The sequence below is a fragment of the Pseudomonas sp. GXM4 genome (assembly GCF_008923895.1).
Classification (GTDB): domain Bacteria; phylum Pseudomonadota; class Gammaproteobacteria; order Pseudomonadales; family Pseudomonadaceae; genus Aquipseudomonas; species Aquipseudomonas atacamensis.
This window is the reverse complement of the sequence record NZ_WBRZ01000166.1, coordinates 1-12,804: the sequence shown is the minus strand read 5'-3', so window position 1 is coordinate 12,804 and position 12,804 is coordinate 1. Positions and strand designations below refer to the sequence as shown.

General features: G+C 59.6%; 12 protein-coding genes and 1 other RNA gene. 4 read left to right on the top strand and 9 right to left on the bottom strand.

The features are described from left to right. The 8 genes from ssrA to F8N49_RS18950 form a co-directional block, all read right to left on the bottom strand. Positions 1 to 348, bottom strand: a transfer-messenger RNA (tmRNA) gene (ssrA, locus tag F8N49_RS18985); the annotation flags it as partial. A 95-nt stretch (positions 349 to 443) separates the two neighbouring features. Then, positions 444 to 719 (bottom strand): hypothetical protein, encoded by a 276-nt coding sequence (locus F8N49_RS18980; protein WP_016771781.1) that lies wholly within the window; start codon positions 717 to 719, stop codon positions 444 to 446. Between the two features lie 206 nt (positions 720 to 925). Continuing rightward, complete coding sequence (locus F8N49_RS18975; protein WP_016771780.1) at positions 926 to 1,207, bottom strand: hypothetical protein; 282 nt, start codon at positions 1,205 to 1,207, stop codon at positions 926 to 928. 111 nt (positions 1,208 to 1,318) lie between these two features. After that, complete coding sequence (locus tag F8N49_RS18970; protein WP_151552096.1) at positions 1,319 to 4,129, bottom strand: FAD-binding and (Fe-S)-binding domain-containing protein; 2,811 nt, start codon at positions 4,127 to 4,129, stop codon at positions 1,319 to 1,321. Beyond that, positions 4,126 to 4,797, bottom strand: a complete 672-nt coding sequence (locus F8N49_RS18965) for a lactate utilization protein C (protein WP_071174349.1) — start codon at positions 4,795 to 4,797, stop codon at positions 4,126 to 4,128. The genes F8N49_RS18970 and F8N49_RS18965 overlap by 4 nt, the downstream gene beginning before the upstream one ends. Further along, positions 4,794 to 6,251, bottom strand: a complete 1,458-nt coding sequence (locus F8N49_RS18960; protein WP_071174350.1) for a LutB/LldF family L-lactate oxidation iron-sulfur protein — start codon at positions 6,249 to 6,251, stop codon at positions 4,794 to 4,796. The genes F8N49_RS18965 and F8N49_RS18960 overlap by 4 nt, the downstream gene beginning before the upstream one ends. Continuing rightward, a complete protein-coding gene (locus F8N49_RS18955; RefSeq protein WP_071174351.1) occupies positions 6,248 to 7,072 on the bottom strand; it encodes a (Fe-S)-binding protein in 825 nt (274 codons plus the stop codon). Before F8N49_RS18955 ends, F8N49_RS18960 begins: the two co-directional genes overlap by 4 nt. A 149-nt stretch (positions 7,073 to 7,221) precedes the next feature. Next, the gene (locus F8N49_RS18950; RefSeq protein ID WP_071174352.1) at positions 7,222 to 8,916 is read right to left on the bottom strand and encodes a lactate permease LctP family transporter; all 1,695 of its coding nucleotides are present in this window, start codon (positions 8,914 to 8,916) and stop codon (positions 7,222 to 7,224) included. A 263-nt stretch (positions 8,917 to 9,179) separates the two neighbouring features. Here F8N49_RS18950 and F8N49_RS18945 point away from each other — a divergent pair, with 263 nt between their 5' ends. Continuing rightward, entirely contained in the window at positions 9,180 to 9,947 is a 768-nt protein-coding gene (locus F8N49_RS18945; RefSeq protein ID WP_016771775.1) for an FCD domain-containing protein, read from the top strand. Between the two features lie 60 nt (positions 9,948 to 10,007). Here F8N49_RS18945 and smpB read toward each other — a convergent pair whose 3' ends face one another. Further along, complete coding sequence (smpB, locus tag F8N49_RS18940; RefSeq protein ID WP_007953781.1) at positions 10,008 to 10,490, bottom strand: SsrA-binding protein SmpB; 483 nt, start codon at positions 10,488 to 10,490, stop codon at positions 10,008 to 10,010. 119 nt (positions 10,491 to 10,609) lie between these two features. Here smpB and F8N49_RS18935 point away from each other — a divergent pair, with 119 nt between their 5' ends. The 3 genes from F8N49_RS18935 to F8N49_RS18925 are packed head-to-tail and all read left to right on the top strand — an operon-like array spanning position 10,610 to position 12,762. Beyond that, on the top strand, positions 10,610 to 12,013 hold the full coding sequence (locus F8N49_RS18935; RefSeq protein WP_016771774.1) for a sodium-dependent transporter: 1,404 nt from the start codon (positions 10,610 to 10,612) through the stop codon (positions 12,011 to 12,013). Between the two features lie 7 nt (positions 12,014 to 12,020). Next, positions 12,021 to 12,455 carry a type II toxin-antitoxin system RatA family toxin gene (locus tag F8N49_RS18930; RefSeq protein ID WP_016771773.1) on the top strand — a complete coding sequence of 145 codons (435 nt, stop codon included), beginning with the start codon at positions 12,021 to 12,023 and terminating at the stop codon, positions 12,453 to 12,455. Continuing rightward, a complete protein-coding gene (locus F8N49_RS18925) occupies positions 12,448 to 12,762 on the top strand; it encodes an RnfH family protein (protein WP_122750847.1) in 315 nt (104 codons plus the stop codon). Before F8N49_RS18930 ends, F8N49_RS18925 begins: the two co-directional genes overlap by 8 nt. The last annotated feature ends 42 nt before the right edge of the window (positions 12,763 to 12,804 follow it).

The window sequence follows — 12,804 nt, the reverse complement described above, 5'->3', positions numbered from 1 at the left end:
CCGCTGTCGGTACTACATGCGTAGCCGTGTCTATTAAGTTAACCCTCAGCGACCCGACGGGCAGGGTGCTTTGGGCGAGTTGTGTAAGTTTTAGCCGCTTCGTCCACAACGTACTGCACGGCGATTCTGTTCTATATGACAATCATTTCGGGTTTACAGACATCCCCTGATGATTGCTGGACCCGAAGGTACCAGGAGCATTGTCAGCTGCAATTAAGCAGCGAGAGCAACACCGTATTGGTCGTCATTGGCAACTATAAGTAGTTGCAACAGTGGATTTACGACTTCTGTTACCAAGTCGGCATGCACCTAGAGTTTCGCAACCGGCGTCGAATCCTAAACGGCCCCGAACTCATTGCCCGGTGAATCTGTTCGGGCAACAAGCGTGCACAGTGTACGTCAAAACGCTGGGCAGGCCAACCCGAAGGTTGGCCCGCACGACATCAGTTACGCGTCGGGTTACGGATCTGCATCTTGCTGATGATGCCGTTGGTAACCTCGATGCATTCCTTGTCGTTGCCGGACGCCTGAGCCGCAGTGGCTTTTTCCTGTGCTTCCTTGATGTTATTCATGGAGCTTTCAGGAAGGGACGGCTGGCTGGTGACGAAGTCTTTGATGCTTTGAAGATTCCCGGCACAAAGGTCTTTGTCGGCCGCGAACACCGGCGAGGCCAGAAGTGCACCAGTGATAAACAATCCAGCAATTGCAGAATGCTTCATGGGTATCTCCTTGAACGATGGGGGCTCGGTGCTGCCGGACGGTCTGGCCGCGATGCCGAGGTCAAGACAAGCGAGGTCAGTATAGGACCTGTCTGGTTGACCGCTTCGCTGCGCAGGAATTCGGTTTTATTTGCAACGAATGTCAAATGGCCAGATCGGTCGACCAGGTGCCGATGCAGCCGACCTGTAAAAGGTCGGCGCATGAATCATTTTTTGGTGTCACCGGTAGCGTTTTGAATGTCCAGCAGGGTTTGCTGGGTTTCAGCGAGGCAGTCGTCAATCTTGCCTTGTGCTTTCAGGGCGCGGGCTTTGCTGACACTGGCCGAGACGCGCGCATTCAGATCCGGTGACGTCTGGTATTGAGTCTTGGCGCTATCGATTCTCTGCAGATTGGCATCGCACAAATCGGCGGGTTTTTCAGCGGCGAACGAAGTGGACGCCATCATCGAGGCAGTGACAAACAGACCTAACATTACAGAGCGGTTCATGTGTATCTCCTTGAACTGAGGGTTCAGACTTCGCTGACCGTTGAACAGGCCCCGAATGGTCCGGGGCATGTGCAGTGGACTACCGCCTCGCTCAAGGGTTCTGATTTTTGTTCAGCAGACTTTGGCCTGGGTCACCCGATCCACCAGATAAACCAGCCCGTGGTAGTCGATGCCACCGTGCTGGGTCAGGCCGATTTCGCAGGTGCGGCTCGTGGAAATGCCCTCGCTGCAGTGCTGCACGGCGTCCTTGAGCGTACGCAGCGAATGACTGTTCAGCTCCGGTGTGGTGAAGCCTTTGTCGCCGGCAAATCCGCAGCAATGTATGCCTTCAGGAATCACCACGGTGGTGCTGCATTTGCGCGCCAGATCGATCAGCGCCTGGCTTTCGCCCAAATGCTGAGTGCTGCAGGTCACGTGCACGGCAATCGGCGCTTCCTGGGGTGTGAAGTCCAGACGATCCAGCAAATGCGTACGGATGAAGCGCACCGGATCGTACAGATCCAGTCGTGTTTCGCCGATGTCCTGCACCAGTCGCAACGTACACGGGCTGGTGTCGCAATAGATCGGATCGAGGCCGCCGCGACTGGCTTGGAGCAGGGCGCTGATCAACTCCTGACGTTTGTGCTCGGCCTGCTCGGCGTAGCCTTTGGAGGCGAACGGCTGACCGCAGCAGAGGTTGTCCTGATTGTCGGGGAAGACTACCTGGTAACCGGCCTTTTCCAGCAGACCACGGGTTTTGTCGTACAACGACATCTGTTCTTTGTCGCCCGCCGCCGGGCCCATGACTCGCGAGACGCACGCCGCCAGATAAACCACGCGCGGGCGCTCGTCGGCCACGCTCGGGCTGAAGCGAATGGCTTTTTCCGGTTGGGGCATGGCGTTGGTCCACAACGGCACCTGGCCTTTGGACAAGCGCGTCAGCGTCGCCGACAACTTCGCCAGACGCGGTGCGCCGAGCATCATTCGCGCGCCGTTGGCGACGTGCAGCGTGAAGCGTGCGCCTTGCAGGGTTTTGGCGAAATTTCCTTCGATCCAGTCAGCGGTTTTCTGATGCGTGGCGTGTCGGCCACGGAGCTTTTTCACCAGTTCGCCGGTGTTGATGCCTACAGGGCAGCGTTGCGCGCACAGACCGGTCGCGGCGCAGGTGTCGATGCCTTGATAGTCGTAGGCTTTTTCCAGTTCGGTGGTGTCGACGCCGGCGCGTTTTTTCGCCTGGATATCGCGCCAGATCACGATGCGCTGGCGCGGGCTCAAGGTCAGGCCTTTCGATGGGCAGACCGGTTCGCAAAAACCGCACTCGATGCACTTATCCACAATCTCGTCAGCGGCCGGCAGCGGTTTCAGGTGCTTGAGGTGGATCTGCGGATCTTCGCTGAGCACCACGTCCGGATTGAGAATGCCGTTGGGGTCGAGCAGGCGTTTGAGCTGCCACATCAGTTGATAGGCGTCGCTGCCCCATTCCAGCTCAACGAACGGCGCCATGTTGCGGCCGGTGCCGTGTTCGGCCTTCAGCGAGCCGCCGAATTCCACGGCGACCAGTTGCGCGACGTCGTCCATGAACGCTTGGTAGCGTGCGATTTCTTCCGGGCTGTTGAAGCCTTGGGTGAAGACGAAGTGCAGATTGCCTTCCAGTGCGTGTCCGAAAAGGATCGCTTCGTCGTAGGCATGTTTGTCGAACAGCTCGATCAGGCGATTGACGCCGATGGCCAGTTGTTCGACCGGGAAGGTCACGTCTTCGATGATTACTGTGGTGCCGGTTTTGCGCACGGCGCCGACGGCGGGGAAGGTGTCTTTGCGGATGGCCCAGAGGCGGGCGTTTTCCACCGGATCTTCGGTGAAGTCGACCTGCTTCTCTACGGGGAAATCGCGCAGCGACGCCATGATTTGCGCCAGTTGTTCCTGCAGCAATGTTGACGAAGCCGCGCGGGATTCGATGAGCAGCGCGCAGGCATTTTCCGACAGCAGCTGTACGAAAGCGGGCATGCCTTTTTTATCCTGCACCGAGCGCAGACTGCGTCGATCGAGCAGTTCCACGGCGGATACCGGTTGGCTTTTCAGCACGGTCACCGCGTTGCAGCAAGTCTCGACATCGGGGAACACGATCAGCGCCGAGGCCTTGTTCGGGTGATCGATGACGGTGTCGTAAGTCACCGCACTGATAAAGCCGAGGGTGCCCTCGGAGCCGACCAGCAGGTGGCTCAGGATATCCACAGGCTCGTCGAAATCCACAAGGGCGTTGAGCGACAGGCCGGTGGTATTTTTCAGACGGTATTTGTGGCGAATTCTCGCGGCCAGTTCGGCATTGGCGCGGGTCTCGCGTCCCAATGTCGCCAGTTGTTCGAGCAGTTCGCCGTGGCTTGAACGAAATGCCGCGACGCTGGCAGGGTCTTCGCTGTCGAGGCGCGTGCCGTCGGCCAGCACCAGCCGAATTCCGGCCAAGGTGTGATAGGTATTCTGCGCGGTGCCACAGCACATGCCGCTGGCGTTGTTGGCGACGATGCCGCCGATCTTGCAGGCATTGATCGACGCCGGGTCCGGGCCGATCTTGCGCCCGAACGGTGCCAGCCAGGCATTGGCCTGCGCGCCGATCACCCCTGGTTGCAGGCGAATCTGCGCGCCTTGGCCGCGAATCTCGCGGGCATTCCAGTTATCCCCGAGCACGATCAGCACGGAGTCGCTGATCGCCTGCCCGGACAGGCTGGTGCCGGCAGCGCGGAAGGTCACCGGCACCTTGTCGCGCTGGGCCAGTTGCAGCAGCGCCACGACTTCGTCTTCAGACTCGACGCGGATCACCAGTTTCGGGATCAGCCGATAGAAACTGGCGTCGGTGCCGAAGGCCAGGGTCGACAGCGGATCGTCGAAACGCCGGTCTGCTGGAATCAGTTGCTCGGCATCACGCAGGAAAGCAGCAGGAAGACTCATTGATCCTCCAGAATCAGCACGACTAGATCTTTCGGGCCATGCGCGCCATACGCCAGCACCTGTTCAATATCGGCGGTTTTCGACGGGCCGGAGACCAGCAGCGCGTTGGTCGGCATGCCTTGCGCCCATTCGAATTCCCCTTGCACCTGATAGAAGTTGTCGCGGATTTCGCTGGCCTTGAGCAGGGCGAAATGCACAGGCGGCAACAGGCTCATCAGGCGCGGTTCTTCACGGGTTGGCCAGATGATCAGGCTGCCGGTCGCGGCGATGGCACCGAGGGTGCCGGTAAGGCTGGCCGGGGTGTCGTTGAACAGCTCGGCTTTCCACTCTTCCATTGGCCGGTCGTAGGACTTCAGTTCTGGCAGCTCGGGATTGTTCGCCCAGTGCTGTGCGATGCGTTGCCCGTGCGGTGTGGTCGGTGCGATCAGCAGGCTCGGCAATTGGCGGTCGCGCAGCAGTTGCGCCAGTAATTCCGGCCACTCGGCGCCCGAGGTCAGGTGGATTTCGGTGTGCACCGCTTCCATCAGTTTGCGCAGTTGCGGGATGCGTTGCTCGGCGCTGTAGGTGTAGGGCTGGGTGACCAGATCGACGTCGAAGTTGTCGGCGATTGGCGTGGTGCCGGTCAGACTTTTCCGCAGCTTGCCGAGGATATTTTGCTTGGCGCTCATCGACGCTCTCCCTGTTTGCCCAGATGCTCGCGGGCCATGTCATGCAACGAACGCGCGGCCGGTTTTGGCGCGCTGTGGTTTTGCGTCCATGGACCGACATTGCTCGGCGTAAGGGCGCGCAGGCGCGTGGCGAAAAAAGCGAACAAGCGGTACAGCGTCGGCGAGCTATTGAGTTTGGCCCAGGCGTTCCAGATGAACCGTTCCTTGCGCGAATATTTGCTGCCCTGGCCGCGCATCACCTGATTCGGTGCGTCCGGGGCTTTGACGTTTTCCTCGCGCAGACGGCGCAGGATGGCGGGGATCGGAATCTTCACCGGGCAGACTTCACCGCAGGCGCCGCACAGTGAGGACGCGCTCGGGTGGTCCGGAACCTTGGCCAGGCCGACCATATGCGGGGTGATGATTTTTCCGATCGGCCCCGGATAGACCTCGCCATAAGTGTGGCCGCCCACTCGCGTGTAAACCGGGCAATGATTCATGCAGGCGCCGCAGCGGATGCAGTTCAGGGTCTGGCGCAATTCACTGTCGGCGAAGGCCTGGCTGCGACCGTTGTCGAGCAACACCAGATGCACTTCCTGCGGGCCGTCGAGTTCATGTTCCTTGCGCGGGCCAGAGATCATGTTGACGTAAGTGGTGATCGGAATGCCCAGCGCCGAGCGCGTCAACAGTGACAGCAGCGGCACCACGTCGCGCAGGTTTTCCACGACTTTTTCGATGCCGGTGACCGCGATATGCACCGGCGGCACGGTGGTGGTCATGCGCCCGTTGCCTTCGTTTTCCACCAGCAGCAGGGTGCCGGTTTCGGCCACGGCGAAGTTGACGCCGGAGACGCCTATGTCGGCTTCGAAGAATTTCTGCCGCAGGACCCTGCGACCGATCTGAATGAGTTGGTCAACGTCCTTGGTGTATTCCACGCCAAGTTTGTCGTGGAACAAGGACGCGACCTGACCGGCATTCTTGTGGATCGCCGGCATAATGATGTGTGAAGGCTTCTCGTGGTCGAGCTGGACGATGTACTCCCCCATGTCGGACTCCAGACATTCAATGTCCCGAGCCTCGAGGAAATGGTTCATCTCCATCTCTTCGCTGACCATCGATTTGCCCTTGATCACTTGCCGCGCCTCGTGAGCACGGATGATCGATAAGACGATGCCATTGGCTTCGTCCACCGTTTCCGCCCAGTGCACTGTCACACCGTTGCGGGTCAGGTTCTGTTCCAGTTGCTCGAGCAGGTCGGGCAACTTGGACAGCGCGCGGGCCTTGATCGAATTGCCCAGTGCGCGCAAGTGTTCTCTTTCGTGGGCATCGCTGAAAGCCGCTGCCCGCTTGGTCATCAGTGAATCCATGGCAGTGCGGAAGTTGTTCCGCAGCTGCTGATCACCCAAGGCATTGTGTGCCCGGGTGCGGAAATCTTCTTCTACGGCGACCGTAGGAATAATCGTGGAGGCGCTCATTGTGCACCTCCGGTTCGCTGCCACAGAAAGCTGGCGAGATGTTGCCCGCGCAGCGCTTCTTTTTGTTTCTCCAATGCGCCGTTGATGTTCATCAAACAGCCGCAGTCGGCACTCAGTACCTTGTGCGCGCCGGACTCCTTCAGTGCGCGGGTCTTGTCAGCGACCATCGCGCCGGAAATGTCTGGCATACGGACGCTGAATGTCCCACCGAAGCCACAGCATTCGCTTTCGTGGTCGTGATTGACCCGCTCCACATTGCTCAACTGCGCCAACAACTCACGGCAATGCAATTGGGTGTTCATTTCGCGGCGTGCCGAACACGAGGTGTGCAGCGCGACTTTCACCGGTTCGCCGCTGTCCTTGAGCTGCACCTTGCAGACGAACAGCAGAAACTCGGCCAGTTCATAAGTGCGCGCCGCAAGGGCCTGCACTTGTTTCAATGTTTCCGGCTCGTCCTTGAACAAGTCGGCGTAATGCTCGCGCAGCATGCCGGCGCAGGAACCCGACGGCACCACCACCGGATAATCGCCGGCAAACAACGCCAGTTGCGAGCGCGCTACCGTCCGCGCCTGCTCGGTGTAACCCGAGGTGTAGGCCGGTTGGCCGCAGCAGCTCTGCCCTTGCGGATACTCGACCCGGATCCCTTCGCGCTCCAGCAGATGGATCGCGTCCATCCCGGCTTCGGGGTAGAACAGGTCGACCACACACGTGCCGAACAGGTAGACCCGCGACGGTTTCTCGCTGGGGTATTGCCGAGGTTCGGGCAGTGGCGGTGCCACGCGGGTCGCGTTCGGCACAGCGTTGTAAAAAAGCTCGCTCATCAGGCGTGTCTCCGGGTAGGCCCGGTTATCCGTCTGCTGCGGCTGCCGAATATAAAGCGCATTGCTTTCAGCAGCCTTACAGACCCGGTGGTGAATTGCTGACGCCGGATCACGGGCCGGCGTCGGTTATTTCCGTCTTTCTTGTAGGTTTAGTGCACCAGCATGCCGGTGAACCAGTAGGCCTGAGCCAGGGTGATCAAACCTACAATCGTTGCAAAGAATAGGCTGTGCTTGAGGGTGAAGCGGAACAGATCCGATTCCTTGCCGACCAGACCGGTCGCGGCGCAGGCCACGGCGATCGATTGCGGCGAGATCATCTTGCCGGTCACGCCGCCGCTGGTATTGGCCGCCACCAGCAAGGTGTCGTTGACGCCGATCTGGTGGGCGGTGGTCGCTTGCAAGGAACTGAACAACGCGTTCGACGACGTATCCGAACCGGTGAGGAACACGCCCAGCCAGCCGAGGAACGGCGAGAAGAACGGGAACGCGGCGCCAGTACCCGCCAGCACCAGGGCCATGGTCGACGACATGCCGGAGTAGTTGGTGACGAAGGCGAACGCCAGCACCATGCCGATCGACAGGATTGGCCAGCGCAGTTCGTAGAAGGTCTCTTTCAAAGTGGTCAGACCAGTTTTGAAATTGATCTTCAGCACCAGCATCGAGATCAGCGCGGAGAAGAAAATCGCCGTGCCGGTGGCGGAAATCGGGTCGAGTTTGAACACCGCTGGAATCGCGGTCGGGTTGGTCACGATTGGCGCAGTCTTGATCACCAGTTGATCAAGGTGCGGAATCGCGAAGTTGAACACCCAGCTGTACATTGAGCCGCCGGCAGCGAACATGGCTTTGAAAGGCTTCAGCGTCCAGATCGTCACCAGCACAGTGAGGATCAGGAACGGCGACCACGCCTTGAAAATTTCCCCGAGGCTGTAGGGCGAAGCCACGGTGGTGCGCTTCTGGCCGAAACCTCCGACGCTGGCGCTGACCACCGAAGCGGATACGGCACCAACGATGTGCTGGCCGGCGGCGCGACGTGGTTGCCAGACCTTGAGGAACAGGGTCAGGGAAATCAGGCTGGCCAGCGCCGAAGTGATGTCCGGCAGTTCCGGGCCGATGAAGTTGGAGGTGAAGTATTGGGTGATGGCGAAACTCAAGCCTGCCACCAGCGCGGCCGGCCAGGTTTCGCGCACACCGCGCAGGCCGTCCATCATGAACACCAGCCAGAACGGCACGAACAGTGACAGCAGTGGCAGCTGGCGACCGGTCATGGCGCCGATCTTGAAGGCGTCGATGCCAGTGACCTGGCCCGCCACGATGATCGGAATCCCCAGCGCGCCGAACGCCACCGGAGCGGTGTTGGCGATCAGGCACAGGCCGGCGGCGTACAGCGGGTTGAAGCCCAGTCCTACAAGGAGTGCGGCAGTAATCGCGACCGGCGCACCGAAACCGGCGGCACCTTCCAGAAAGGCGCCGAAGCAGAAACCGATCAGCAACACCTGCAAGCGCTGGTCATCGGTGATCGACAGGACCGAGCTGCGGATGACCTCGAACTGACCGCTTTTCACCGTCAGTTTGTAGAGGAACACCGCCGCGACAATGATCCAGGCAATCGGCCACAGGCCATAAGCGAAACCGTAACCAGCGGCGGCGAACGCCATGTCCACGGGCATCTGGAACGCGAATATCGCTACGGCAATCGAAAGCGCGAGGGTGATGCTGCCGGCCACATGGCCTTTGAGACGGAACACCGCCAGGGCGAGAAAGAAGAACACGATGGGAATGACGGCCGCGAGAGCGGAGACGCCAAGGCTGCCGAGCGGACTGTAGAGCTGTTGCCAGGTTTGCATGGTGGGGTGGCCCCTAATTGTTGTTGGTCAGGCACTTTGAGCGATCTTGGATAATTGGTAAGACCAATTTACAAGCGCTGTTGGCTAGGGTAAAAGCCTTGGTGGCGGTGTGTCAATTTGCCGCTCTGAAACTTTCGTCGAAGATGCGGTGCAGAGGGCAACTGATCCGCTTTGGCGAAGTGGCGTCTGGCAGGTGTCGGCGGCGCGCGGATAGGCCAGAATAGACACCCCGGCGAGCGGTCGGGATCGTGGAGAAATGAGTTATGGGCTTTGATCAGATACGTCAGCGCCGTTTGTCTGACGATATTGTCGAGCGCCTCGAGGGGATGATCCTCGAGGGCACGCTGAAGTCGGGCGAGCGGCTGCCGGCCGAGCGCACGCTGGCCGAACAATTTGGCGTATCACGCCCGTCGTTGCGCGAGGCGATTCAGAAACTCGCGGCCAAAGGTTTGCTGGTCAGTCGCCAGGGCGGCGGCAATTATGTGGTGGAAGGCCTGGGCTCGACGTTCAGCGATCCACTGCTGCAATTGCTTGAAAGCAATCCCGAAGCGCAACGTGATTTGCTCGAATTCCGGCACACCCTGGAGGCATCGTGCGCCTACTACGCCGCATTGCGCGCTACCGATGTCGATCGCGAGCGCCTGACCGCTGCGTTCGAGGAGTTGCAGGATTGCTACTCGCGCCATGAAGAAGTCAGCCGGGCGGAAGAGGGCGCGGCGGATGCGAAGTTTCATCTGGCGATTGCCGAGGCCAGCCATAACGCGGTGTTGCTGCATACGATTCGCGGACTGTTCGATCTGCTCAAGCGCAACGTCGTGACCAACATTGGTGGTATGTACAAACAGCGCACGGAAACCCGCGACATGCTGATCTCGCAGCATCGGGAATTGTATCTGGCGATTATCGAAGGGCGTGCCGAGCAGGCGCGGGAAGTGTCCAGCCGACATATTTTGTATGTGCAGGAGGTGCTGGAAGAGGTGCGTCAGGAGGTGCAGCGCATGGCTCGGGCGGAGCGGCGCAAGGGGATGTAGTCAGTTAGTTCTGCAAACGATCGTTCCCACGCAGAGCGTGGGAACGATCAGGGTGGAAAACTAATCTTCCTTGCCCTTGTTGCGCACCGCACGCTGTAATTCACGCCCGGCATCGCGCTCGCGCTCGGTGTCGCGCTTGTCGTATTCCTTCTTGCCCTTGCCCAGAGCGATTTCGCACTTGACCATGTGCTTGCTCCAGTACCAGGACAGGCAGACGCAGGCGTAACCCTTTTGCTGCACGGCGGCGGCAAGCTTGTCCAGCTCGCGGCGGTTGAGCAGCAGTTTGCGCGTGCGCACCGGGTCGGCGATGACGTGGGTGCTTGCGGTCATCAACGGCGTGATGTGGCTGCCGAGTAACCATGCTTCGCCGTCCTTGAGCAGCACATAGCTGTCGACCAGCTGCAACTTGCTCGCCCGCAGACTTTTTACTTCCCAGCCGGCCAGGACCAGACCAGCCTCGAACTTGTGCTCGATGAAGTAATCGTGTCGCGCCTTTTTGTTCTGCGCGATGGTCCCTGTTGGGTGTTTCTTCTGTTTAGCCATAGGGGCGGCATTATATGGAGTTGTTCGGCTGTCGGCTACGGTGTTGCTGCGTGCTTGAGCAGGTTGAGTGAATCCCGGACAATGCGGCCTCTTTTTCTAACGCTTGGGCGTGATAAACGATGTCGACAGACAAGGTTTCTGTCCACGGCAGTTGGGCTAGCCGCTGGGTATTCATACTCGCCGCGACCGGTTCGGCCGTGGGACTGGGTAGTATCTGGAAGTTCCCCTACATGGTCGGGGTCTACGGCGGCGGCGCCTTTGTGCTGATGTTCCTGGCGTGCATCGCGCTCATCGGTGTCCCGGTCATGCTCGCGGAAACCCTGATCGGCCGGCGCGCCCGGCAAAGTCCGGCGAACGCCTTGAAGGTGCTGGCGCTGGAGGCGGGGCACTCGGCCAAATGGTCGTGGGGCGCGTTCGCCGGGATGATTACGGCCCTGCTGATCCTTTCTTTCTACAGTGTGGTCGGCGGCTGGTCGCTGGATTACATCGTCGACATGGGCCGTGGCGATTTCCAGGGCGCGACGGCCGATCAGGTCGGCGCCTATTTCGGCAATGTCATCTCCAATCCATGGCGCCTGACACTTTGGCACACGATTTTCATGCTGCTGTCGGCCTTCGTGATCGCCAAAGGCGTGGTCGCCGGGCTTGAGCGCAGCCTGCGGATCATGATGCCGCTGCTGTTCGTGATGATTCTGGTGCTGCTGGGCTACAGCATGACCACCGGGCATTTCATGGAAGGCGTGCATTTCATGTTCGACTTCCACCCGGAAAAAGTCCTCGACGGTCTGCTGCCAGCGATGGGGCACGCGTTCTTCTCGCTGAGCGTCGGCGTCGGCTCCATCATGATCTACGGCGCCTACATGCCGAAGAACACCTCGCTGTCGGGCACGGTGGTCGGTGTTGCGCTACTAGATACCTTCGTGTCGCTGGTCGCTGGTCTGGCGTTGTTTCCAATTGTATTTGCTGCTGGCCTGAACCCAAGCGAAGGCCCAGGGCTGATGTTCGTCAGCCTGCCATTTGCTTTTGGTAATGTATTTTTCGGCCAGTTGATGGGCGTGGTGTTCTTCGTGCTGGTCGCGGTGGCAGCGTGGAGTTCGGCGATTTCGCTGCTTGAGCCAATGGTGGCTTACCTGGTTGAACGCACTAAAATCAGCCGCATCTGGGTAACTTTCTGGCTGGCATTCACCTGCTGGTTTGTTGGTCTGGGCACCGTGTTTTCTTTCAATATCTGGAAGGAAGCCAAGTTTTTCGTGAACGAAGGCGGGGCGTTCAGCCTCTATCAATGGGGTGCGCAGAGCGGTCTCGACTTCTTCGGCGTGATCGATTTCTTCACCTCGCGGATCATGTTGCCCCTTGGTGGCTTGTGTTTCGTGCTGTTCGCGGGATGGGTAATGGGGCGTGAAGCGGTGCGGGATGAATTGTCCATCCGTAACCCGGTTCTGTTTGCCCTGTCCCTGTTCTTGATGCGCTACGTGGCGCCTATCGGCATTCTTGTAGTCTTTGCCGCTCAGCTCTGGAAGTAACGCTTACATGACGACACATATCCAACGATCCGCGCTCCTGCCGTACCCGGCGCAGTTTCTCTACGACCTGGTCAACGACGTCGCGCGTTACCCGGAGTTTCTGCCGTGGTGTTCGGAGGCTGAAGTGCTGGAAAGCTCCCCGGAACACATGCGCGCCAGTGTCGGCGTAGCGAAGGGCGGCCTCAGTCAGCATTTCGTCACGCGCAATACGCTGGTGCCGGGGCAGTCGATCGAGATGAATCTCGAAGAAGGCCCGTTCACTCAGTTGCACGGCATCTGGGTATTCAAGGCGCTGAACGAAAAGGCCTGCAAGATCAGTCTGGATCTGTCGTTCGATTATGCCGGGCCGCTGGTGCGCGCTACGTTGGGCCCGCTGTTCAATCAGGCGGCTAACCAGCTGGTGGATGCATTCTGCCAGCGCGCCAAGCAGATGCATGGTTGAGCCGGTGATCGAGATAGAAGTCGTGTACGCGGCGGTTGATCGGCAGGTTCTGCATACGATCAGCGTCGCTGAAGGCGTCAGCGTACGGGCGGCGGTGCACGAATCGGGCATCGCGGCAGAGTTTCCTGAGTTGAATCTGGCGGAGTGTCCGCTGGGGATTTTTGGCAAGGTCGTGGCTGACGCGGATTCTCGCCCTGTTCAGGCGGGCGACCGGATCGAAATTTATCGACCGCTGCTGGCTGATCCCAAAGAAGTTCGACGCTTGCGCGCGGCCAAGGCTGCCGAGGCTAAAGCACGCAGTTCTTGATCAGGCCAAACGGCAGGCAATAAAAAACCCGGAATGTCCGGG

What these genes read in the sequence shown, in the direction of transcription:
- F8N49_RS18980 (WP_016771781.1), bottom strand. Translation starts at nt 719, where the DNA reads ATGAAGCATTCTGCAATTGCTGGATTGTTTATCACTGGTGCACTTCTG.
- F8N49_RS18975 (WP_016771780.1), bottom strand. Translation starts at nt 1,207, where the DNA reads ATGAACCGCTCTGTAATGTTAGGTCTGTTTGTCACTGCCTCGATGATG.
- F8N49_RS18970 (WP_151552096.1), bottom strand. Translation starts at nt 4,129, where the DNA reads ATGAGTCTTCCTGCTGCTTTCCTGCGTGATGCCGAGCAACTGATTCCA.
- F8N49_RS18965 (WP_071174349.1), bottom strand. Translation starts at nt 4,797, where the DNA reads ATGAGCGCCAAGCAAAATATCCTCGGCAAGCTGCGGAAAAGTCTGACC.
- F8N49_RS18960 (WP_071174350.1), bottom strand. Translation starts at nt 6,251, where the DNA reads ATGAGCGCCTCCACGATTATTCCTACGGTCGCCGTAGAAGAAGATTTC.
- F8N49_RS18955 (WP_071174351.1), bottom strand. Translation starts at nt 7,072, where the DNA reads ATGAGCGAGCTTTTTTACAACGCTGTGCCGAACGCGACCCGCGTGGCA.
- F8N49_RS18950 (WP_071174352.1), bottom strand. Translation starts at nt 8,916, where the DNA reads ATGCAAACCTGGCAACAGCTCTACAGTCCGCTCGGCAGCCTTGGCGTC.
- F8N49_RS18945 (WP_016771775.1), top strand. Translation starts at nt 9,180, where the DNA reads ATGGGCTTTGATCAGATACGTCAGCGCCGTTTGTCTGACGATATTGTC.
- smpB (WP_007953781.1), bottom strand. Translation starts at nt 10,490, where the DNA reads ATGGCTAAACAGAAGAAACACCCAACAGGGACCATCGCGCAGAACAAA.
- F8N49_RS18935 (WP_016771774.1), top strand. Translation starts at nt 10,610, where the DNA reads ATGTCGACAGACAAGGTTTCTGTCCACGGCAGTTGGGCTAGCCGCTGG.
- F8N49_RS18930 (WP_016771773.1), top strand. Translation starts at nt 12,021, where the DNA reads ATGACGACACATATCCAACGATCCGCGCTCCTGCCGTACCCGGCGCAG.
- F8N49_RS18925 (WP_122750847.1), top strand. Translation starts at nt 12,448, where the DNA reads ATGGTTGAGCCGGTGATCGAGATAGAAGTCGTGTACGCGGCGGTTGAT.